Here is a 22,020-nt window from a genome sequence, read left to right as displayed (position 1 = left end):
TAAAAATATAATGATGAAAGTCTCTGTTCTCGGAAGGTTAACGGGTCAATGCAGGTATCTGGCTGCTGCGCTTACTTTGCCGCTGCTCTTTGTTTCAGCTGGTTCATTTGCGCAGAACAAAAAGTATATCGTAAATGCCTACGTCGGCGGCTTTCGCGGGCTGGTGAATGCGGCCGAGATCGATGCTGAAAAGCTTACGCACATCAATTATGCATTCGTTAATGTAAAAGACAGCATGGCGGTGCTCACAAATCTTGCCACGGATAGTACCAATTTTAGAAATCTGAATGCATTGAAAACCAAGAATCCAGATCTTAAAATCCTGATCTCAATCGGTGGCTGGGCGTGGAGCGAGAATTTTTCTGACGCGGTACTTACGGAATCTTCGCGGATGAAGTTTGCCAAAACCAGTGTTGATATCATCCGTCAATATAACCTGGATGGAGTCGACATTGACTGGGAATATCCTGCAATGCGGGGCGAGGAAGGTAACATTTACCGCCCCGAAGACAAGCAGAATTTTACACTGATGTTCAAAGCGATACGTGAGGAGCTTGATCTGCTGGAAAGGGAAAAAGGACGGAAGTTTCAGCTTACAACTGCCGTAGGAGCTTCCAAATCGTTTGTAGCCAATACTGAGATGGGTCTTGTGCAAGCTTTTACAGATTACATATTTATCATGACTTACGATTACGGCGGTAAGAACGGGACCGTGGGACATCATACCAATTTGTACGATTACGACGCAGAAGGTTCTTCGGCAGACCGGTCCGTTAAGAACTTCATGGCCGCGGGTGTTCCGGCGAGCAAAATTGTGCTTGGCGCCGCATTCTACGGGAAAGGGTGGGAGGCTGCTTCTGCTAAAAACAACGGGCTTGGAGAAGCCAGGGTCAAATCAGTCCAGGGCGGAGGATATACCAAGCTGAAAGACACGGTGATCGATCAGAACGGATATAAAAAGTATTACGATAAAAATGCAAAAGCGCCTTACCTGTTCAATGATTCCACAAAAGTCCTGATCACCTACGAAGACGAAAAAACGATCAAGCTGAAATGTAAATACATTAAAAAGCACAAACTGGCGGGTATCTTCTTCTGGGAATATTTCAGTGACCCGAAAGAATACCTCCTGAACGAAATCGGCCGCAACCTGGATTAAAAATCAATGCGATACGAGGCTGAGCAAATCGTTTTTAGACAGTGTTTTTAAAACTGAATTGTCCGTCTTGATCAGATCGTTGGCAAGGTCCTTCTTGGTTTTTTGTAGTTCCAGGATCTTTTCTTCAATCGTATCGGGACAAATCAGGCGGACGGCGATCACGTTCTTGTTTTGCCCGATCCGGTAACTCCTGTCAATTGCTTGGTTTTCAACGGCGGGGTTCCACCAGGGATCTACGAGGTACACATAATCCGCTTCTGTCAGGTTCAAGCCCGTTCCGCCCGCTTTGAGGCTGATCAGGAACACACGCACATTGCTGTTGTTTTGAAAGTTCAAGACGCGTGCTTCGCGATCGCGGGTTTGTCCGGTAAGATACTCAAATTCAATGCCCCTGCTGATCAATTCGGCTTTAATGAGGTCGAGCATGCTTACAAACTGCGAAAAGACAAGGATCTTGTGCTGCGGCGACTTGCTCTCTATCTGCTCCATCAATGCATCAATCTTCGCTGAGGCAGTTCCATAAAACAGGTCATCATTGAGCAATGCGGGAGAGTTACATATCTGGCGCAGCTTCGTCAGTCCCTGCAAAATGTGAAGTGTTTCCCGGGGTATATCCACTTCGTTGCGGGTATTCAGGAAGGTGAAAAATTCAAGCTCGTAGGCATTGTACACTTTCCTCTGTTCTTCGCCCATTTCGCAGTAAAGCACGATTTCGGTCTTATCAGGGAGTTCCGTAGCAACCTGTTTTTTGGTCCGCCGGAGAATAAATGGATTGATCCGGCGCGCCAGTTCACGTGCGCGCTCGTTGTCTTTGAACCTGTCTACCGGAGCAGAGAAATGGTTTTTAAACTGCGTTTTACTACCCAGCAACCCCGGACAGGCGAATGAAAGCTGTCCATACAGATCGAAGGTATTGTTCTCCACCGGCGTACCCGTAAGCACGAGCTTATTCCGCGATTGCAGCAGCCGGGCAGCCTTATACCTTTGCGATTCGGGGTTTTTGATCGCCTGCGATTCATCAAGAATAATGTAGTTGAACATGAATTTTTTGAGAAAATTCACATCCGAAAGCAGTGTTCCGTAAGAGGTAAGCACAATGTCGAAATGCTCGAAATCATGGATCTCCCTTTGTCTGTCTGCACCGTAAATGGTCAGCATTTTTAAGCCTGGTGCAAACTTTTCCACCTCGGCCTGCCAGTTGAATATCAGGGAAGTAGGTACGATGATCAGGCTTGTACTTTGACCGCGTTTCTCTTTTTGTAATAATAGGAATGCGATGATCTGGACTGTCTTGCCTAAACCCATATCGTCGGCCAGACAGCCGCCAAAGCCAAATTCATCAAGGAAATTGAGCCAGTTAAGTCCTTCGTGCTGGTATTTACGCAGGCTGGCCCTCAGTCCTGCCGGAATGGCAACAGGCTGAATAGTTTCAAAATCGGCGAGATTGGTTTTGAAAAAGGCAATCTGCTCCCGCACTTCCCGCGTCAGTACTTCTGCTTCGTACAGCTCGCTGATCGCCACGAAGCTGCTTTTCGGCATTCGGATCGTCTCTTCTGCAATCTCACCCACTTCAAAGAATTTGGTGAATTTTGCCAGCCAGTCCTCAGGCAGAATGCCCATGGTACCGTCGCCGAGCTCCACATATCTGGTGCGGTTTTTCACGGCTTTGTGCAGGTGTTTGAGCGTAACCTGCTGTTTGCCAAACTTAATGGAAGCCACGGTGTTAAACCAGTTGATCCCGCTCACCACGCTTACAGATATCTTCGCTTTATTCAGGTTCAGGCGGTTTTTACTCAGTGCATTAAACCCGAGAATGCCGATTCCCTGGTTCTGCCACTCCTCAAATGCATCGGGAAACCAGTTTTCGTCCAGAAATTGACCGCGGTGTAAATAAAAGAAATCCCTGCCTTGCTGGTCCTCAAAATCGGGGTGCTGGCGGACGATCGCACTGATAAACCTCAGCTCTTCGTCACTATCCCGCGCTACCGTAAATGGGTTACCGTGACTGTCAACAGAGTAAATCTGCTTTTTTGAAAACAATGGAACCTCCGTCTGCCCATATCTCACTACCGGCGTAATCAGTACATAATTTCCGAAATCTTCCAGGTACACGAGCTTTTTGACCTGCTCGTTGAAGCCTGTATCCTCCCGCTGGCGTGCAGTGGCGGTTTTGAGGTAAGAGTACGTGATTTTGATCTTGTTTTCGAGCTTGTCCAGCAACCCGAGCCGAAACGCCTCGAACTTTGATTCGTGTATGAAAATCTTTTGGTTATGTTGTCTGAAGAAATGGATTGTTTTCAGGATATCTTCCCGGTCAATCAGGTACAGCTCGCGGATATGAAGTACAAAATAGTCAAACCGCAGCTCAACTTTTTCAAGATCGAGGTATACTCCGTCCAGTATCAGCTCGCCGGAGATCTGGTAAAATGGCTTCTTCTGATCGATCCTCAATTGCAGATCAACGGGTACCTGTTGTAATTTGACGGGAACAACCGAAGCTGCATTGATATTTTCGGATACCTCGGGATTGTGGTAACAGAAATCTGCCTGAACCGGATTTTTAAGGATCGCCCGCAGCCCTGCAACGTCGCTGGCAAATTGTTTTTTACGAAAGTTGTTCTGAAATCCCGCAATCGCGGTGAAGAACTTAACCGTTTCCGTATCCTCGGTCTTCCATATTTGTTCAAGCGGGCTCAGCGGGGTAATGGGATTTTTGATCTTCCCGTCGCGCGTTGTTGCTGCCTCATACAGTTCCGCGAAGAAGTTTTCGTAATACTTATTGTGACCGATCACGACAAGCTGGCGGGTTTGTGGCCGTTGTTCGATATCCGGCAGCATACTGGCATTGGAAGGCAGCAGGCTTTCTCCGAGCAACGTCACGGAGCGGCTGTCTACCGGAACCAGCTCTTTAAGTTTGGGCCTGATCTGCAACTCGCGGTTGGTGTAGGTCAGCTGAAAGTAGGTATCCGGGTCTGGTTCGTTTTCCAAACCATAATCAACGGCTACTTCACGTATCCGCGCGATTCGCAGTGTTTTATCAAAAAATACGCGTAAGTCTTTGCGTTGTAAAAGGTTATAGAGGATCTGAACCTGGTGTTCACACAGTTTTTTCTTGGGCTGGCCGCAGCCGCAGTAAATCTGAATGAGGCTTGCATTCTGTTTGACAATGACCTTGTTGAGCTCGCCGCTGAGTCCCTGCAGCTTGAAGTTGGCATAATGAATATCGATTTCGGCTGGCTGGATCTCGAAATAGCCTCTTTTGCCAGTGTCTGGCATTGTGGCACAATTCTGCAGAATGTGGCTGACAGAAAAGTTGCCGGTATCAAAATTGGGTAATATAAAATTATGCAGGCTCGGGCGCTCCGTTTCCGACGGCTCATTGTTTATCATGAAGCAAAATAACCAACTAATGTCAAAAGCCGAAAAGAAATCCGGCGCTGGTGATTTTAGCCGGAAATACCGAAATTGAGCCCGGGGCACCTGCCACGCATTTATTACTTAACAATAACCAATATGGAAATCGGAATAGCAGCTGATCACGGAGGGTACGAGTTGAAAGAACATCTAAAATCCTATCTGGCCGGCAAAGGATACACGATTAAAGATTATGGCGCATTTACGCTTGACAATCAGGATGATTATCCCGATTTCGTAGTTCCGCTGGCGCGCGGGATCGTAAGCAATGAGGTAGAACGGGGCATCGCGGTTTGCGGCAGCGGGGTAGGCGCTTCTGTGGTGGCCAACAAGGTCGCAGGTGTGCGCGCGGCGTTGATCCAGGATCATTTTTCGGCGCATCAGGGTGTGGAGGACGATGATCTCAATATGCTTTGTCTGGGCGGCCGCGTCACCGGAGTGAATGCAGCACAGGAGCTGGTCGAAGCTTTTTTGAATGCAGAGTTCACCGGTTTGGAAAGACATAACCGGCGGCTTGCGAAAGTGAAAGACCTTGAAAAAAACGGCTAGGCAGCGCACTGGTGCATTTTGGCATTATTATTTTGCGCTTTCGCGGTAATGAAAAATTCGACTCGTCTCCATTTCGCAAAGCTTTCCGCTTTCCTTTTGCTTGTCTTTTCTGCCCCGGCGATTGCGCAGGATTCTACGTCCAAAGCAATCAAGATCCTGCCCGCCGACTCCGTGGCAGGCTCCCGGCCCGATACTTCGCTGCGACCGCGGCAGGTTTTGATTGATACGATCCGGTACCGGTTCGTCGGCGACGGTAACTTTACGAGAGGGAATGTGAACCGCAGCCTGATGGTACTGCGGGCGGAGCTTATTTTCAGCGGACCGGTGATCAATGTAGCCTCCAATCCACGCTTTACATATGGTAAACAAAGCGGCATCCTGGCCGAGCGTGACGGTTATGTGGACGTTTTTGTGGATGTGTTTAAAAAGCGGAAAACTTACGTATTCGGTTTGGGTGTATTGGAAAACAGTAATTTGCGTCGCATTGATGTCCGGCAAATGGCGGGTGCGGGGATTGGATACCGGCTGGTTAAAACGGCTAAAAACGACCTTAGCCTGACCAATGCGGTTTTATATGAATCGACGAATTTTGTTGAAATACCAACCGTAACAACGATCCGTAATTCTTTCCGCGTGAAAGGGAAGCATTCATTTGCACAGGACAAAGTGCGCATTAATCATATTACTTTCCTGCAACCGGCATTGAACGATCTTTCTAACCTCCGGTGGAATACCATCGTGTCGGTGGAATTGCCGCTCAACAAATGGATCAGTCTGCGAACGAGTTTTGAAAACTCTTATGAAAGTGTAGTTGAAGCAACCAGGAAGCGCAACGATTCACGGATTACGTTCGGTGTTTCCGTGGGTAACAAATAGGCTTACTTGTAGGGGGAAATGCGAAAATATGATGTCGTTGTTGAGAGTACATTATATATGAACAAAATGTGCTTTTATCGTCATCACATCATTCAACCCAAGCATGAAAGATCCACAGGATAACCGCCGCCAGTTCCTCAAAAATTCTGTCAACTCGGCCGCCGGCTTGATGCTGCTTCCGGCATTGACCGATAACCTTATCGCCAAGCCCGTAACGAGGGAGTATGCGCAACCTGAACCTGTTATGATGCCGCCCAGGATTAAATTTTCGGTGATCGGAATGAACCACGGTCACATTTACGGCCAGGTGGAGGCAGTTACCCGCGGTGGCGGCGAGCTGATCTCATTTTATGCCAAAGAAGAAGACCTCGCCGCTGCTTTTGCCAAAAGGTACCCCAATGCCAAACAGGCAAAGAGCGAGGCAGAAATCCTCGATGATAAAAGCATCCAGCTGATACTGAGCTCGGGCATTCCCGACGAACGCGCGCCGCTGGGTATCCGCGTGATGAAAAGCGGAAAGGATTATATGGTTGACAAACCCGGTATCACCAGTCTCGAACAACTTGCACAGGTGCGTAAGGTTCAAAAGGATACCAAGCGGATTTACTCCATTATGTACAGCGAGCGGCTCGAAAACCGCGCTACCATTAAGGCGGGCGAGCTTATAAAAGAAGGTGCGATCGGGAAAGTTGTGCAGACGATCGGACTGGGTCCGCACCGGATGAATGCGAATACGCGGCCTGAATGGTTTTTTGATAAAAAGCGCTTCGGCGGCATTATATGTGATATTGCTTCACACCAGTTTGACCAATTCCTTTTCTTCACCAATTCAACCAAAGCCGAAGTTGTTGCTTCGCAGGTAGGCAATGTGAATCACCCGCAGTACCTGAAATTCGAGGATTTTGGTGATGCTATGCTGAGAGGGAATGGCGGCGCAGGTTATATCCGCGTTGACTGGTTTACGCCCGACGGGCTGAAATCCTGGGGCGACGGCCGGCTCACAGTGTTGGGAACCGAGGGTTTTATTGAGATACGTAAAAACGTAGATATAGGCGGCCGTGACGGTGGTAACCACCTGTTTTTGGTCAATAACAAGGAGACGGTCTATGTGGATTGCAGCAAGACAGAGCTCCCTTACGGCCGGCAGCTGGTAGACGATGTGCTCAACCGGACTGAAACCGCCATGTCGCAGGAGCATTGTTTCCTCGCAACCGAGCTGGCATTGAAAGCGCAAAAGCAGGCGCAGAATGTAGCGACGGTAAGTTGATAGATGATTTTGTATAAAGAAAAACCCTGGCACGTTGACGAGCCAGGGTTTTTCTTTGAGCCGGAAATGTTATTCTGAAAGCGCTTTGAAGTCTTCCTCCGAAAGCTCGATTTCGCTTGCTTTGAGGTTTTCCTGCAAATGCGTCAGTGAGCTTGTTCCGGGGATCAGCAGAATGTTCGGGGCACGCTTCAAGAGCCACGCCAATGCGATCTGCGCAGTGGTAGCGCCGTGTGCAGTTGCAATTTTCTCGATCTTGTTATTCATCTTATCCGGGCCGGAAGCCAGCGGGAACCAGGGAATAAATGCCATTCCGCGTTGTACGGTATAGTCCAGTACGCTCTCCCATTGTCTGTTGCCCAGGTTATAAAGGTTCTGGACCGAAACGATCGGTATCACCTTTTCAGCCTGTTCTATTTGCGCAACATCCACTTCCGAAAGTCCCACAAACCTGATCTTGCCGGCTTTAACCGCATCAACAACCGGTGCGAGTGTTTCTTCAACAGGGAATTTGGAATCAAAACGATGCAGCTGCCACAGATCGATTACGTCAAGTTTCAGCCGTTTCAAGCTTCCGTCGATCGCTTCACGGATGTGCTTTGGATCGCCATTGACCGGCCATTGGTTCGGGCCTGTTCTTTCCAGTCCGCCTTTGGTGGCAATCAGCAGATTTTGAGGGTAGGGGTGCAGCGCTTCGGCGATCAGTACCTCGTTGGTATGCGGACCGTAAGAATCTGCTGTATCAATAAAGTTGACGCTGGCTTCTACTGCGGCCTGCAATACTTTCTTGGCATTTTCACGGTCGGGTGCGTCGCCCCATACGCCGCGACCGGTAAGCTGCATTCCGCCGTATCCCAGGCGGTTAATTTCTATTTCTCCACCAATGCGGAACGTAGCCGGATTTTCTGTTGTGGTGCTCATTGACTGATTTATTTAGTATTTGTTTCACTGGTACCAACAAATCTTACGCCAAAAAGAATCAGCTTGTTTGCGCTCTGTGGCATAGTTTTAATCTTTTAGCCTAAAAAACAACGAGCAATGGACACGGATATCACAATCTACGAAGCACGCGCAAAGGAACTGGTCGGCGAGATCAGGAAGATCATTGAGGTAAAAGCCCTTGACCTGGACCAGGCGCTGGAAGAAGCAGGTATTGCGAAGGAAACGGCAGATAATATTCTGAATAAGGGAGGTATCCCCTCACTCTCCGAATTCCTTGCACTTTGCCAGATTTCCGGAATTACCATCCATATACCTTCGATCGAGACGCCGAATACACCCATGTAAGCCGGCTATTTTCTTCTTTTTCACGGCCGCTACCTGCACAAAAGCAGCTTGAAGTCAGCCGTTTAATCATTTATGAAAAAAATTTTGAAGCTAATTCAAAATTTTTTTTCGTTTAAAGCCTCCACACTGCGGGAATTTGCCTGAAAAAACGGTGTTGATAAAATCCACTCAGAAGAAAATTCGGGTAAACTGCCTATGTGCCAAATTGTATTCCAATGTGAACGGAAGGTTAACAATCCTTTATCAAAGGTTACTTGCACTGCCAAATCTTATTTGAGCCAAAATCCGCGGTAAGATGCATTTTGATGAAAGTCATATTTGAATAATACCATTTTTATACTTGATTTCTGTGCTTGTGAATGGAGATAAATTCAGGTTTTGAACAGAATATTGTTTTGTTGATAAATGCATTGAACGCTTGTTTGCGAAATATTGTAGTATATTTGTACTGTCAAATGAGAGACAGATAACAAGAACCAATAAATAATAGCAACAATGAAAAATGCAAAAACAATGATAGCTACTGCCATGATGGTTATGACTATCGCTACTTACGCCAATGCGAATAATTCTACATATATAGCAGAAGAGAAAACCAAAGTAGGCGTATCATCTGCTGCATTGCCAGCTTCGCTTCCTGTTCTGGAAAGCCCGGCTCCGCAGAAGGATAAATTGACAATTGACACCAATAAGCACAATGCTGCACAGAAAGCGGCAATCGTAGGGCTTCAATTAAAAAGCAATTCAGCTAAGTAATTGAACGGGCCTTCACGAGAAGGTCAGTAAGGTTTACGCAAAAAGGGAGGAAAATTTCTTCCCTTTTTTTTGTGCCCGAAATGTCGGTTTTGTCAAATTAGATAGCGGCCCGGTCGCTTGAATGCGGTTTTTTCATACCTTGAAAACTGTTTCACACGTTTCATGTACAAATAAAAACCCTGATGAAGCTTTTGCTTATTGAAGACGATCCTGGCGTAATCTCCGTAATTCAGCGTGGACTTTCTGCTTCGGGGCACGAGATTGCGGTTGCGATGGATGGGCAATCGGGTATGCAAATGGCGCTTCAACATGCATTTGATATCGTTATACTGGATCTGATGGTGCCTGTCATTAACGGCATGGAAGTGTGCAGAAGGCTCCGCAGCGCGCAGTTCACCACACCGATTTTGATGCTCACTGCATTGGGAACGACGGAGAATATCGTGTCGGGGCTGGATGCAGGCGCTGATGATTATATGACAAAGCCTTTCAAGCTGGCCGAACTGGAAGCCAGGCTGCGCACTTTGACCCGCCGCGGCCGCGAACCCGAGCGGAATGACGGCATTCTGAGCATTGGCGACCTGGTGCTGGACAAGGTTACCAAAACTGTCAAAAGAGGGTCGGGCACAATCGACCTGACCGCCACCGAATTCCGCCTGCTCGAATACCTGCTTTCCAATACCAACCGTGTATTGAACCGCATTGAAATCCTTGAAAATGTATGGGATATTAATTTCAATCTGGGTACCAATGTAGTAGACGTGTATATCAATTACCTGCGCAAGAAAATTGATAAAAACCACGACGTTAAGCTGATCCACACGGTTTTCGGAATGGGCTACGTGATTCGCCAGTCTTATGAAGATTCAAAATAAGATTGCCATCATCTTTACGGTACTCTCGGCAAGCATTATCCTGGCCCTGAGCGTTTTCGTTTACATTTTCGGCTCGGAGAGTATCGCTGCCAGCTTTTTCCACCGGCTTGAAGTAAGGTCTGATATCATCGGCCATGCTGTGCTGGAAGAAAATGAATCGCGAAAGCCGATCTACTACGATATTAAAGAGCGGCATCTGGGCGACCTGCCTTTCGAAAAACACCGCATTCTGTTGTCACTTAATGATGAAGGCGTGAAGAAGAAGCTGCCATTGCCGCAGGTTTTCTACGACGAGCTCGCCAGAACAAAGGAAGCCCGGTACTTCGAAAAGGATACCACCTATGTAGGCAGGTACATTACGAGTGGTAATAGAAAAGTAATCATGATTTCGTCGGCGGTGGACCTATACGGGCTGGCCGAAATGGATAATCTTAAAAACCTGCTGGTAACCGGCTTCTTTATCTCACTCATTTTTGTTTTCACTTTCGGAAAGCTCTTTTCAACGCAGATCTTCAAGCCGATCCAGCGCATTGTACGCAATGTAAAGGGGATCAATGCGCGCAACCTGCACCAGCGGCTGATCGTAGACGACAGCGGCGACGATATCCAGGATTTGGCGCGCACTTTCAACGATATGCTCGACCGGCTGGAAGTAACATTTGAGATACAGAATAATTTCGTGAGCAATGCCTCGCACGAATTTAAAACCCCGCTGACTGTGATCAGCGCCGAGGCTGAGATCGGACTTTCAACGGCGGGACTTTCGGAAGGTGCGCGGCAGTCTTTCGAGAATATTTACCGGGAATCTGAAAAGCTTGAACACCTGACGAGCAGTATGCTAAGTCTTGCTCAAACCGGTTTTGACGGGAAAAAAGAAGAATGGGGTGCATTGCGCGTCGACGAGCTGATCCTCTCTGTCAAAGAAGCAGCGGACAAAATTATCCCCGACAATAAGGTTTCCATCAACTTTGAGAACCTGCCCGAGGAGGAGCAAAAGCTTGTGATCAATGGAAATAAGGTACTTTTGAAAGCTGCATTCAGCAATATCGTGCTCAATAGCTGCAAGTATTCAGACAACCGGCCGGTCCAGGTTTCGATCAGTCACGACAAAACCTACGTGATCGTGGAAGTAGCCGATCAGGGTATCGGGATACCTGACCGCGAGATCGGGCAGATCTTTGTTCCCTTTTTCCGAGCGTCAAACACGGAACGCTACAAAGGCTACGGGATCGGGCTTCCGCTTGCGCACAACATTATCCGGATGCACCAGGGCAAAGCCGAAGTGTGGAGCAAAGTAGGTGAGGGAACGCGTTTTAAAACCTATCTTCCGTTCTGTTATAAGGGGCTCTAATCCCGTTTTAATATTCTTATTTCCTTCTAATAACTCTCTCACCGTATTATAATGTAGCTCTTAGTACAGCCTAATAACTCTGCCGTAACATTGTATCACTGATTTAGATCAGCAAAATCATTGTTAATCAAACCGATAGAGTTGTATGAAAACTGTAATGATTCCGACGGACTTTACACACGAGGGTATCCAGGTAGCTGAGACAATTGCAAGAGATTTGAATGAAGATGTGAAGCTGGTGTTTACACACTTGTTCCATGTTGCCGACGATATCCAGGACCTGCTGTTCTCAGGTTACCGGGAGAAAGAATATGAATTTGTTTCCGAAGACTTCTGGGCAGACTGTCGTGCATTGAAAGAAGACTATCCCGATAAGCTGCAAAGTGTCAAAATCGATTTTTTCTACGGCAACAAGATCGCCGGATTGAAGAACTTCCTCGAATACCACGAAGTAGACTGCATTGCCTATTCTGCAAAATACGGCTTCCCCAAACTCAACAAGAGCAGTCTTGATGCGCTCCCTGTTTTAAAAAAATGCGGCATTCCAATGGTAAATGCTGATCTGATCAGTGTAGGCTCCTTTGCACACGCAAACAGCATGCAGTGATATTGCTTCCAACAAGAATTTGTGATCATGATAAAGTGACGAAACTATGCTGCTCAAAAAGAATATCCCTATCCGTTATATTTTCGGAAAAATAAAATACGAAATCCTGTTTGTCACAGTGTATGGGGTAGCGATCGAGGTCGTGTACCAGAATTTTCATATCACTAATATTTCCATTCCGATGACGGTACCGACTGTGCTCGGTACAATTATCTCGCTGCTTCTGGCATTCCGTTCCAACCAGGCTTACGACCGCTGGTGGGAAGCCCGGATTATCTGGGGCGCCATTGTCAACGACTCGCGTACATTGGCCCGGCAGATCATTCATTTAATGGAAGAGCCTTACGGAACCGAGAGCATTGACGGTTTTAAACACCGGATGATCAAAAGGCAGATTGCCTGGTGTTATGCGCTGGGGAAGGGGCTGCGGAAAGATGATCCGATGCCATTGATCCGGAAATTTGTGACCGATGAGGAATATGAATTTGTGAAAGACTACGACAACAAACACGTAGGTCTGCTCCAATTGCACGCCCGCGATCTTAAAAATGCATTGAAGCAAGGTTGGGTAAACCCTTATCAGCAGATAGAAATTGATGGTACGCTTACGAAGCTTTGCGACTCAATGGGTAAATGCGAGCGGATCAAAAACACGGTTTTCCCGTCAACTTACAGTCTTTACATTCATCTGGCGCTCCACTTCTTTATTTTGCTGCTGCCATTTGGTCTGGTTCAGTTGTTCGGATTTTTGATGGTACCGGTGCTGATCGTGATTACTGCATGCTTCTTTTTAATTGAGAAAATGGCGATCCATTTACAGGATCCATTTGAAAATAAGCCAACTGACACTCCTGTTTTGACTATTTCAAGAAACATTGAGCGCGATCTGAGACAAATGATGCGCGACGATCAGGTACCTTCGGCTTACGAGCCCGATAAATTCTACATTCTGTAAACCTCCTCCGCAGGGGCGCGTGGCAAGCTGCGCGCCTTCTGATATTGTCACTTGCCGAGACCTTCGTATATATTGAACAGGATGTTGTAATTCTGTTCCACCCAGTTCCCTTTTCCGGAACTTTTGTGGCGGGTGGATTTAAGATATTGCTCAAACATCCGGTAAGCCTTCATCGCTTCATCCTTCGAGTAAAAACCATCAATCCAGGAAGCCGGTACCTTGTCAGGTTTGACAATGCCGATTCCTGGATTGTAAATTCTGATGATACCTTCCGAAAATTCCCAGGATACATTATCCTGTTCCCTGGTCTTGGCTGCTTTCAGGATCAATGCATTATGCAGTAGATAGTTGCGCAATCTTGCGCGGATCTGTGAATCGTTTTCAGATGCAGCCGGTTTGATCCGCCACTGATTGTTTTCGGGATAAAATGGATCTTCCCGAAAAGGTTTGACATTCTTCGCAAACTCCATCAGCAGCATTCCCTCTGAGGGGTTAAAGCTGAAATTCATTACCCGGACACCGCCCTGCGCCATTTTAAACTGCACGCCCACCTCCTGCGTCATGCGGGCTGAGGTAAGAAACACGGATTGTGAACTGCTGTCGTAAGACCATTTGCCTACATTGTAATCCGCACTTTCACGGATCTGCGTAAAGTTACCGTCGGGGAAAAAAGAGATAAACAGTTCTTTCTCGCTGAATGGCGTGTTCTCCATCGCGTCTTCACCGGGGACGATCACAGAAGGGTCACGCTGGTTCATGCCGTACATGCGCCAGGATCCGTTCATATTCACGCTTTTAGGAAGAATTGACTCTCTTATCGCGGTCAATTCGTCACCTTTCCCGCTTTTTTTGCTGGTCCGGTAGATAATGCCGCGGTACTGCATGATCATGATGAGGACAAACAGGAATATGAGTTTGATAAAAGTCATGCTGATGAACTTGAAAAAAGCAGGAGTAACTTCTGGATATATCCTACTTAAGAATGCACTCGAAGGCTGTTAAAAACCGATCCAGCTGCTTACTAAAATCAGTATTTTTCTATGAATATCATTAACTCTACAACCCTTTTCCTCGTTTTTTTATTTGCAAACCTCCATCATCATTTCAGAAACCCCGAACCCACTGAGAAATTACCCGCAGAAGTAACACTCCGCGCGGTGCAAAGTGCTGACGGTGAAACAATCCAGATTTTTCGGGGCAATGAAAGTAAGCCGGTGGTAACCCAGAATGCCAAGCCGGATTTTCGTCCCTACCTGCATCCCATTGTGGCGCCTGACGGAAAAGGTATCCTCACCGAATACAGCCCCGGCCACCACAAACACCAGACCGGGATCTACTGGGGTTATACCCGCGTAAACGGCCGTGACTATTTTCACCATCCGGCAGACGGTTACTGGAAAAAGGTATCTGCAAAGGTGATTGAAGCAAAAGGTCCGGAAGTAAAATGGCAGACCGTCTATAACCTGCTTGATTCTACCGGAACTGCAGTGCTGACAGAAACACAAAACTGGACTATGCGGCAAAAAAACGGCAAATACCTGCTTGACCTGGAATGGAACGGCGAAGCCCAGACTGACGTGACGATCGGGAAATACGATTACGGCGGGCTGTTTGTGCGTATGCCCTGGAAAGACGGCATCAAAGGAGAGGTAGTGAATGCAGCAAGGCAGAAGAACGAAAAGGCAGAAGGCCAGGCGGCGCATTGGGTGGACATTGCAATGCAGGTAGAAGGCCGGAGCGACCTGGCGCACATTGCAGTTTTGGATCACAAGCAAAATAAAGGATATCCGACCATCTGGCGGGTAGATAACCAGCTCGGCGCAGGTCCGGCGCGGGCGCGGAAGGGAGATTGGTATATTAAAAAAGGGGAAACCGAGACGATCAAGAACGAGCTGGTGATTTATACCGGTGAGCTCAATGATGTGGAGCTGAATAAAACTTTTGGAGAATTTGTAGGAGATAACGGCCTTTACAATGCAACTGCACTGTGGGCGCTGGCGCAAAAGGAAGGCAGGGAAGCTAAATTTCTCAGTGCACAGGAGGCTGTCGCTGCGATGACGATCAAAGAGGGTTACCAGGTAAATGCCTGGGCCTCCGAACCGATGATGACGCAGCCCATGGCTTTTTGCTGGGACGATAAAGGTAGAATGTGGATCGCTGAAAACAAGGATTACGAATCACGCGGCAAAGGATTTTCAAATGCAGGTACCAGCCGGATTCTCATATTGGAAGATACAGACAAAGATGGGGTAGCAGACTCCCGGAAGGTTTTTGCAGAAGGTATTGCATTCCCTTCTGCATTGGCGGTTGGTTTCGATGGAGTGTTCGTAGGCGCGCCGCCAAACCTGCTTTTTATTCCTGACAAAAACGGCGACGACAAGGCAGATATGGATGACATTGAAGTACGCCTGACCGGCTGGGGTATCCGTGACCGCCACGAAACATTAAACAGTTTCCATTGGGGACCCGATGGCTGGCTGTACGGCTTGCAGGGCTTTGCAACACCTTCAACAGTGGGCAAACCTGTTGGAAAGGGCAAGTTATACAAGCACAAAGACCCATTTCCCGAAAATATCCCGGTTGAAGACGGGCAGGAGATCAATGGCGGCGTGTGGCGTTACCATCCTACAAAGCAGAAGTTTGAGGTAGTTGCGCACGGTTTTTCAAATCCCTGGGGGATCGATCATGATGCAAAAGGGCAGCTTTTTATCACGGCTTGCGTGATCCCGCATTTGTGGCACGTGGTACCGGGCGGCATTTACCACCGTCAGGGCGGGCAGCATTTCAATCCCTATGTGTATAACGATATCAAAACCATCGCCGACCACAGTCACCGTTCGGCGCACGGCGGCGCACGCATTTACCAGTCGGACGCATTCCCCGCATCCGAAAAGGGCAAAATATTCATGGCTAACATTCACGAGCACGGCATTTTGTCCGACGTACTGATACCCAAGGGCTCGGGCTTCAGTGGCAAGCATGGAGATGATTTTATGATGGCCAACAATGCGCAGTGGGTAGGTTTCAGCATGGAAATCGGGCCGGAAGGCGCTATGTATGTGCTCGACTGGCACGATGCCGATATCTGCGGTTCCGACGTTCTGAATTCAGAAACCGGACGTATTTTCAGGATAACCCCGAAAAATTCACTGGCCGAAAACTTCACCGGTCGCTACACCGATCTGACTAAAATGAGTGACCTGGAACTGGCTTCATTGCAGACCAGCAAAAGTGACTGGCACGCGCGACGGGCGAGGGTTATTTTGCAGAACCGGGCTGGCAAAGGCAGCATTGCCCAGCCTGCCCTGGATAAGCTGAATGGAATTTACAAAGACGGTTCTGCCGACGAGAGGCTGCGGGCGATGTGGGCATTGCAGGTAACAAACGCACTTCCCGGAAAGCAGTTGACTGCTGCGCTGGCGGATAAGGATGCGTATGTACGCGCCTGGGCTATCCAGTTTTTGTGTGAAAACGGGCAGCCAGCCGAAGAGGTAAGTACCAGGCTCGCTGAAATGGCGCAGAAAGATCCTTCACCGGTTGTCAGATTGTACCTGGCTTCGGCATTGCAGCGCGTCAATGCGGATTTGAAATGGAAAATAGCGACCGGGCTTGTTGCGCACGGCGAGGATGCGGGAGATCATAATTTACCTAAAATGATCTGGTTTGGTGTAGAGCCGCTTGTAAAGGAAAATCCTGCGAAAGCATTGGAGTTGTCGGCTAAATCGAAGATCCCGATGGTTACTGAGTATATCGCCCGGCGGACTGTAGATGCAGATCAGGTGGAAACGCTGGTGGCCGCGATCGGCAAAGCGCCTGTGAATAGAATGGATCTGTTGAAAGGAATGCAGGATGCGCTGTCTGACCGGACCGATATCAAAACGCCCGCTAACTGGACTGCTGTTCTTGCCAAGTTGAAGCAATCGGATAAAGCAACAGCGGCGCTCGCATTGGAACTCAACCGGCAATTTGGCAACACCGAAGCCGCCAAGACGGACCTGGCTACCTTAAAGAGCAAGAGCGCGCCCATTGAACAAAAACAGAAGGCGCTGCAATCACTCACTGCCCGACAGCGCCCGGAGCTGGCCGCCGAATTACCTGCATTATTGAGCAGCCCGGCATTACGCCTCGACGCGATCCGGAGTGTGGCTGCATTCGAAAGTGAGCCGCTGGCTAAGTCTTTGATCGAAAACTATCCCAAGTTTTCGGCCACTGAAAAGTCTGAGGCGATACAAACGCTTGCTTCCAGACCCAAGTCGGGCTGGTTGCTTACCCAGGCGATTGCCAATAAATCAATCCCGAAAAAAGATGTTCCCACTTATGTAGCACGTCAGCTCCGCAGGGTAGTCGGCAGCGGTTTTGTGGAAGTGTGGGGGCCGATTGACCACGTGGCATTTGATGAAAAAGCTTATAAAAAGTACAAAGACCTGCTGACCGACAAATCCGTTTCTGCGGCCAGCAAAACAGAAGGACGGCTTGTTTTTCAGCGCACCTGCGCGCCTTGTCACAAAATGTATGGCGAAGGCGGCGCGATTGGTCCCGAGCTTACCGGCTCCAACCGGGCTAATCTCGATTACCTGCTGGGTAACATTCTCGATCCGAGCGGCGAGATCCAGGATGATTACAAAATGGTAGTAGTAACCATGCGCGACGGCCGCACTTACGTCGGGAATGTTGCCAAGGAAACCGATCGCCAGCTTACCCTGCGCGTTGTGGGGCAGGATGCAGTGGTTGTAAACAAGGCTGATATTCAAACCCGGGAAGTAAACGAAGCTTCCATGATGCCACCGGGATTGCTGGACAACCTGAGCGACAAGGAAGTAACAGAGCTGATCGCATACCTGAAAACAAGTACACAGGTGCCATTATCGAAGAAATAACAGTACAGCGGAGGAGTAGCAGAATGTAGAAACAGAATGGAAAACTGGAAGTCTATCGTCTATTTGCTGGCATTCGGACAAGGAATTGTGCTGAGCTTGTCGCTGATCGTACGAGGTATTACGCAGCAACGGGCAAACCTGTTTTTAGGTTTGATCCTGTACATCCTCGCATTGGAGATACTCAATGCGTGGGGAATGCAGGTGCATTACCATAGCCGGCCTGACAGTTTTCCCTTCTGGAATATGCAGAGTTACCTTGTGCTGCCCGTTTCGCTCTGGTTTTTTGTACAATACACAACGGCGCCGGCTTATCGTGCACCCAGGTGGTCGTGGTTACTTTTCGCGCCATCGTTGCTTGAAGTAATAGGACTAACCTCGTGGCGGCTTTACTGGCGGCATATTGATCAGCGCGTTCCTTCGCTGCTTGAAAACCCGGCCTGGTTCTTCGTGACCGAGATACTGCCTATTGCCGGGATGTTCGCTGTGCTCTCGTTCTATGGCCTGAAATTATTTCGGTTTAAACAGGAATGGAAGCGGAGCGGGCAGCATCTTAGCATTACCCAGGTAATCGGAATCTACGGTCTGTTTGCTTTTCTAACAACGTTAACCTTGCTCTGGACAGCGGGAGTGGGGTTGAACCTGCGTGTGTTTGCTGCGATCGAGGTTTTGCTTACCGGCTGTCTCTTTGCATTGGGCTATGCAGGTTATGTCAATCCGCATTTCTATCAGCTGCCGGTTTTGGTGAAATTAAAGTCTACTGATAAGTCTGTCTTCGCACATTATAATGACTCACGGGAGCTGGGCCGGCTTGAAGCTGCTTTTCGCGAAGATGCATTGCACATGCAGTCAAAGCTCACGCTGGAAGAGGTGGCCGCAAAGCTGCATTTGCCGCCGCGGTATCTGTCTTATCTGATCAACACACACCACAGTTCCAACTTCAATCACTACGTCAATGCATTTCGTGTAGAAGAGGTGATCCGGAAACTGGCGGACCCGAGAGAGCAGCATAAAACATTGCTTGCGCTGGCTTTGGAAGCGGGTTTCAGTTCCAAATCTACATTTAATCAGGTGTTCCGGCAGCATACTGGCAAGGCGCCGTCGGAGTACCTGCTTGTCAATAAATAAGTCCGGAATCCTGATCCCGGACGTCCGGACTTCTGTTTCAAAGCGCATTGCTTTGTTCCATTGGCTTGTTTTGCTTGCATTACTCACAAGCAATTTATCCCCATGTACAGGCAACTTCTATTTCTGTTAACCCTCAGTTGGGCTCCGTTTGCAGCAGCCCGGAACACTCAGATTCAGGTCAAAATCAACAAGAATGCCGAACTCCTCGGCTTCGTGTATTTTCTGGGCTACGAAGGCGCACATGCCCGCACGAGCAGCGATTATCCTGAGAAACGGCGAATCCGGTATGCATACGGACTGGATCTGTACCGGCAGTACCAAGCGCATGAAAAAAGTCCGCATTTGGCTGTGGCAATCGGTTTTGCGCAGGATATCTGGCTCGATTACTTCATCAATCTGCTGGTCCAGCTGGACGATTTTCCGAATGCAAAGTTGAATGAGGACATCGATTTCAAGTACTATAAAAGGTTTTCCGCGAAAGGAGACAAGGAGGAAGCCAGTAAAAATGCAGCTGCATTCATTGAAGCAATGAACCAGCTTTACAAAGAAGTGGACTTTGATTCTTATCTGACCAAAAACCGGTTAAAATACGATAATGTGCTTGCGCAGGTTCGGAGCGGGCTACCTGATAGCTTGTTTGTTCCCGCTATGGAGAAGTTTTACCAGGGGCACTTCGATAGCTATAACCTCGTACCAAGTTTGACTATCCCCGCAGGAATGGGCTTTGGTGTGAGCTATATCTCGGAAGGTAAGTCGCATGCATTCAATGTATTCGGCTCATTTGCTGCGCCGCGATTTGAAGATGACCAGCAGTTGAATATGGGGTTTGATGATGAGAAACACTTGGAGGAGCTGAGCACCCACGAATTTGCGCATTCATTTGTAAACCCGATTATCGACAAGCTGCCGCGAGAGCTGATTACGGCGGCTGAAAAGCTGTTTGTACCCGTTAAAAGCAGCATGGCCGATCAGGGTTATACCACCTGGAAAGCCTGTTTGTACGAGCATTTCGTGCGGGCGGGTGAAGTCGTAATAGCGAAGAATCTGGGTAAGAAAGACGATGCTGAGCGGCTGATGCAGCATTATGTGCAAGATCGAAAGTTCATTTATTTGCCGGTGATTTTGCGTGAGCTGGAAGCGTATAATGCGAAGCAGGAGGGATCATATCCCGACGCGGTCAGGCTTGCGATGGAGCGGCTGGTGGAGGAAGCTCGGCGGTAGGTTTTTTGCCACGAATGCACGAATTTGCACGAATGTTAACGCTGTGCATTAGTCTGAAATGGGAGCGGAGGAGTTGATATATTTTGACTGGTAACTACGTGCTTTTATACTGCATTTCAGATATTGATGAAACATACTTTACTTTTCTGCATTCTTCTTTCGCTTATTTTTTCCTGTAAATCTAAAAAACAGAATGAGCCGGCCCGGGTTCAGGAGCCTGCGGTTTCCAATAGCTCGGGGAGGGAACTTGCGATCGCGCATTGCAGCCGGTGCCATTTGCTGGTTGGCCCGGAAATGCTGCCCAGGTCGAGCTGGCAGAAAGTGCTTTCTGCGATGGGACAACGCATGGGAATATATGCAGGCGGCGCCAGGCCTGACAGTTTGTTTGATTCAAAAACAGGCGGATCGCTTATTCGGAGTGCGGGTATCTTTCCTGAAAATCCTGTTCTGGCAAAAGAAGACTGGCAAAAAATCGAAGCTTATTACCTTCAAAATGCGCCGGATACGGTTGCTGTACCTGTCCGCAAAAATCGCCTAAAAATGGGTCTGCGGCATTTCAGGTACCGGAAACCGGCGTTTTCGCATCGCCCTGCATTGACAACCATGGTGAAAATCCTGCCTGATCAGCAGGGGCTGGTATTCAGCGATGCGAAGGGCAGGCGCAAAATGCTTACTTTTCTGGATAAAGGTCTTGCAGAAAGATATACCGTCGAACTGCCTGTGGCGCCTGTGCATTATCATGAAACGCAGCAGGGTTTGTACCTCACAGCGACTGGAAGCAATATTTTTCCGACAGACGCGGCAAATGGTTCCATTCAGCGCTGGGTCAAAAGTGCGCCGCAACAAAGCTACGCGCCCTCGGACATTCCTATTTCAAATCTGCGACGTCCGGTCCATTCAGCATTTGGTGATTTGAACGGAGATACGCACCAGGACATTGTTGTTTGCGAATTTGGCAACGAAACAGGTCAGCTTGCGTGGTATGCGAATAATGGCAGGGGCGGTTACGAGAGACACATTCTGAATGAGCGGCCCGGGGCGATCAGTGCGATCATTAAAGACGCAAACGGCGACGGGCTGCCTGATATTTTCGTGTTAATGGCGCAGGCAGATGAAGGGATTTTCCTTTATGAAAACCAGGGTGGCGGCCAGTTTCAGGAAAAGCGCCTGCTTACATTCTCCCCACTTAATGGCTCTCAGTACATGGAAGTAGCCGATTTTAATAAAGATGGTTTCGAAGATATTCTGTACGTCTGCGGCGACAATGCCGACAAAACGCCTATCCTGAAAAGCTACCACGGCGTATACCTGTTCCTGAATGACGGTAAATCGAACTTCAAGCAAAGCTATTTTTATCACCTGAATGGTGCTTACAAAGCGATGGCGCGGGATTACGACCTCGACGGAGACCTGGACATCGCCGCGATCTCATTCTTCCCGGATTATGCGCGATACCCGCAGGAAAGCTTTGTTTATCTTGAAAATAAGGGAAAGCTCGTCTTCCAAGATTCCTCCTTCCCGCAGTCGCCCGAAGGTCGCTGGTCCGTGATGGATGCAGGCGACCTTGACGGGGACGGCGATATAGATCTGGTTCTGGGTTCGTTTGTTTACTTCCTGCCAATGGGTGATACAACCGGCCTCGGCAAAAAGTGGCTCGACACCGGCCCTTCGGTGATTGTTTTGGAGAACACGATCAAATAGAAA

17 protein-coding genes are annotated in these 22,020 nt (G+C 48.4%); 14 read left to right on the top strand and 3 right to left on the bottom strand.

Translation table 11 applies throughout. The annotated features are described in order from the left end of the window. Positions 1–10 precede the first annotated feature (10 nt). On the top strand, positions 11–1,159 hold the full coding sequence (locus ASG33_RS20310; protein WP_229238759.1) for a glycoside hydrolase family 18 protein: 1,149 nt from the start codon (positions 11–13) through the stop codon (positions 1,157–1,159). A gap of 3 nt (positions 1,160–1,162) precedes the next feature. Here the strand turns inward: ASG33_RS20310 and ASG33_RS20305 are convergent, their stop codons facing one another. After that, on the bottom strand, positions 1,163–4,435 hold the full coding sequence (locus ASG33_RS20305) for a DEAD/DEAH box helicase (RefSeq protein WP_229238757.1): 3,273 nt from the start codon (positions 4,433–4,435) through the stop codon (positions 1,163–1,165). Between the two features lie 237 nt (positions 4,436–4,672). Here ASG33_RS20305 and ASG33_RS20300 point away from each other — a divergent pair, with 237 nt between their 5' ends. The 3 genes from ASG33_RS20300 (at position 4,673) to ASG33_RS20290 (ending at position 7,265) form a co-directional block, all read left to right on the top strand. Beyond that, complete coding sequence (locus ASG33_RS20300; RefSeq protein ID WP_056289730.1) at positions 4,673–5,122, top strand: RpiB/LacA/LacB family sugar-phosphate isomerase; 450 nt, start codon at positions 4,673–4,675, stop codon at positions 5,120–5,122. A gap of 48 nt (positions 5,123–5,170) precedes the next feature. Continuing rightward, entirely contained in the window at positions 5,171–5,998 is an 828-nt protein-coding gene (locus ASG33_RS20295; protein ID WP_056289727.1) for a DUF481 domain-containing protein, read from the top strand. A gap of 103 nt (positions 5,999–6,101) precedes the next feature. Next, a complete protein-coding gene (locus tag ASG33_RS20290; protein WP_056289724.1) occupies positions 6,102–7,265 on the top strand; it encodes a Gfo/Idh/MocA family protein in 1,164 nt (387 codons plus the stop codon). Positions 7,266–7,334: 69 nt separating this feature from the next. Here the strand turns inward: ASG33_RS20290 and ASG33_RS20285 are convergent, their stop codons facing one another. Then, complete coding sequence (locus ASG33_RS20285; protein WP_056289721.1) at positions 7,335–8,183, bottom strand: aldo/keto reductase; 849 nt, start codon at positions 8,181–8,183, stop codon at positions 7,335–7,337. 117 nt (positions 8,184–8,300) lie between these two features. Between ASG33_RS20285 and ASG33_RS20280 the strand changes: the two genes are divergently transcribed. The 6 genes from ASG33_RS20280 to ASG33_RS20255 all read left to right on the top strand — a co-directional run bounded on the left by ASG33_RS20280 (position 8,301) and on the right by ASG33_RS20255 (position 13,093). Continuing rightward, positions 8,301–8,549, top strand: a complete 249-nt coding sequence (locus tag ASG33_RS20280) for a hypothetical protein (RefSeq protein ID WP_056289717.1) — start codon at positions 8,301–8,303, stop codon at positions 8,547–8,549. Positions 8,550–9,044: 495 nt separating this feature from the next. After that, positions 9,045–9,305, top strand: coding sequence for a hypothetical protein (locus ASG33_RS20275; RefSeq protein WP_056289713.1), 261 nt, complete (start codon positions 9,045–9,047; stop codon positions 9,303–9,305). 182 nt (positions 9,306–9,487) lie between these two features. Further along, positions 9,488–10,180, top strand: a complete 693-nt coding sequence (locus ASG33_RS20270) for a response regulator transcription factor (protein WP_056289710.1) — start codon at positions 9,488–9,490, stop codon at positions 10,178–10,180. Beyond that, on the top strand, positions 10,164–11,531 hold the full coding sequence (locus ASG33_RS20265) for a cell wall metabolism sensor histidine kinase WalK (RefSeq protein ID WP_056289707.1): 1,368 nt from the start codon (positions 10,164–10,166) through the stop codon (positions 11,529–11,531). Before ASG33_RS20270 ends, ASG33_RS20265 begins: the two co-directional genes overlap by 17 nt. A gap of 145 nt (positions 11,532–11,676) precedes the next feature. Further along, complete coding sequence (locus tag ASG33_RS20260) at positions 11,677–12,138, top strand: hypothetical protein (protein ID WP_056289705.1); 462 nt, start codon at positions 11,677–11,679, stop codon at positions 12,136–12,138. 46 nt (positions 12,139–12,184) lie between these two features. Further along, positions 12,185–13,093: a bestrophin family protein gene (locus tag ASG33_RS20255; RefSeq protein ID WP_056289703.1), complete on the top strand. Its 909-nt coding sequence runs from the start codon at positions 12,185–12,187 to the stop codon at positions 13,091–13,093. A gap of 47 nt (positions 13,094–13,140) precedes the next feature. Here ASG33_RS20255 and ASG33_RS20250 read toward each other — a convergent pair whose 3' ends face one another. Next, positions 13,141–14,022, bottom strand: a complete 882-nt coding sequence (locus ASG33_RS20250; RefSeq protein ID WP_056289700.1) for a hypothetical protein — start codon at positions 14,020–14,022, stop codon at positions 13,141–13,143. A gap of 111 nt (positions 14,023–14,133) precedes the next feature. On the opposite strand from ASG33_RS20250, the gene ASG33_RS20245 reads away from it, so the two are divergent. The 4 genes from ASG33_RS20245 to ASG33_RS20230 all read left to right on the top strand — a co-directional run bounded on the left by ASG33_RS20245 (position 14,134) and on the right by ASG33_RS20230 (position 22,017). Continuing rightward, the gene (locus ASG33_RS20245) at positions 14,134–17,970 is read left to right on the top strand and encodes a PVC-type heme-binding CxxCH protein (protein WP_056289698.1); all 3,837 of its coding nucleotides are present in this window, start codon (positions 14,134–14,136) and stop codon (positions 17,968–17,970) included. A gap of 36 nt (positions 17,971–18,006) precedes the next feature. Further along, entirely contained in the window at positions 18,007–19,095 is a 1,089-nt protein-coding gene (locus ASG33_RS20240) for an AraC family transcriptional regulator (RefSeq protein ID WP_056289696.1), read from the top strand. Between the two features lie 102 nt (positions 19,096–19,197). Continuing rightward, complete coding sequence (locus tag ASG33_RS20235) at positions 19,198–20,316, top strand: DUF4932 domain-containing protein (protein ID WP_056289693.1); 1,119 nt, start codon at positions 19,198–19,200, stop codon at positions 20,314–20,316. 126 nt (positions 20,317–20,442) lie between these two features. After that, entirely contained in the window at positions 20,443–22,017 is a 1,575-nt protein-coding gene (locus tag ASG33_RS20230; RefSeq protein ID WP_056289691.1) for a VCBS repeat-containing protein, read from the top strand. Positions 22,018–22,020: the final 3 nt, after the last annotated feature.

Source organism: Dyadobacter sp. Leaf189 (assembly GCF_001424405.1).
Lineage (GTDB): Bacteria > Bacteroidota > Bacteroidia > Cytophagales > Spirosomataceae > Dyadobacter.
Note: the sequence above shows the minus strand (reverse complement) of the source record. Positions and strands in the feature narration are given on the sequence as shown.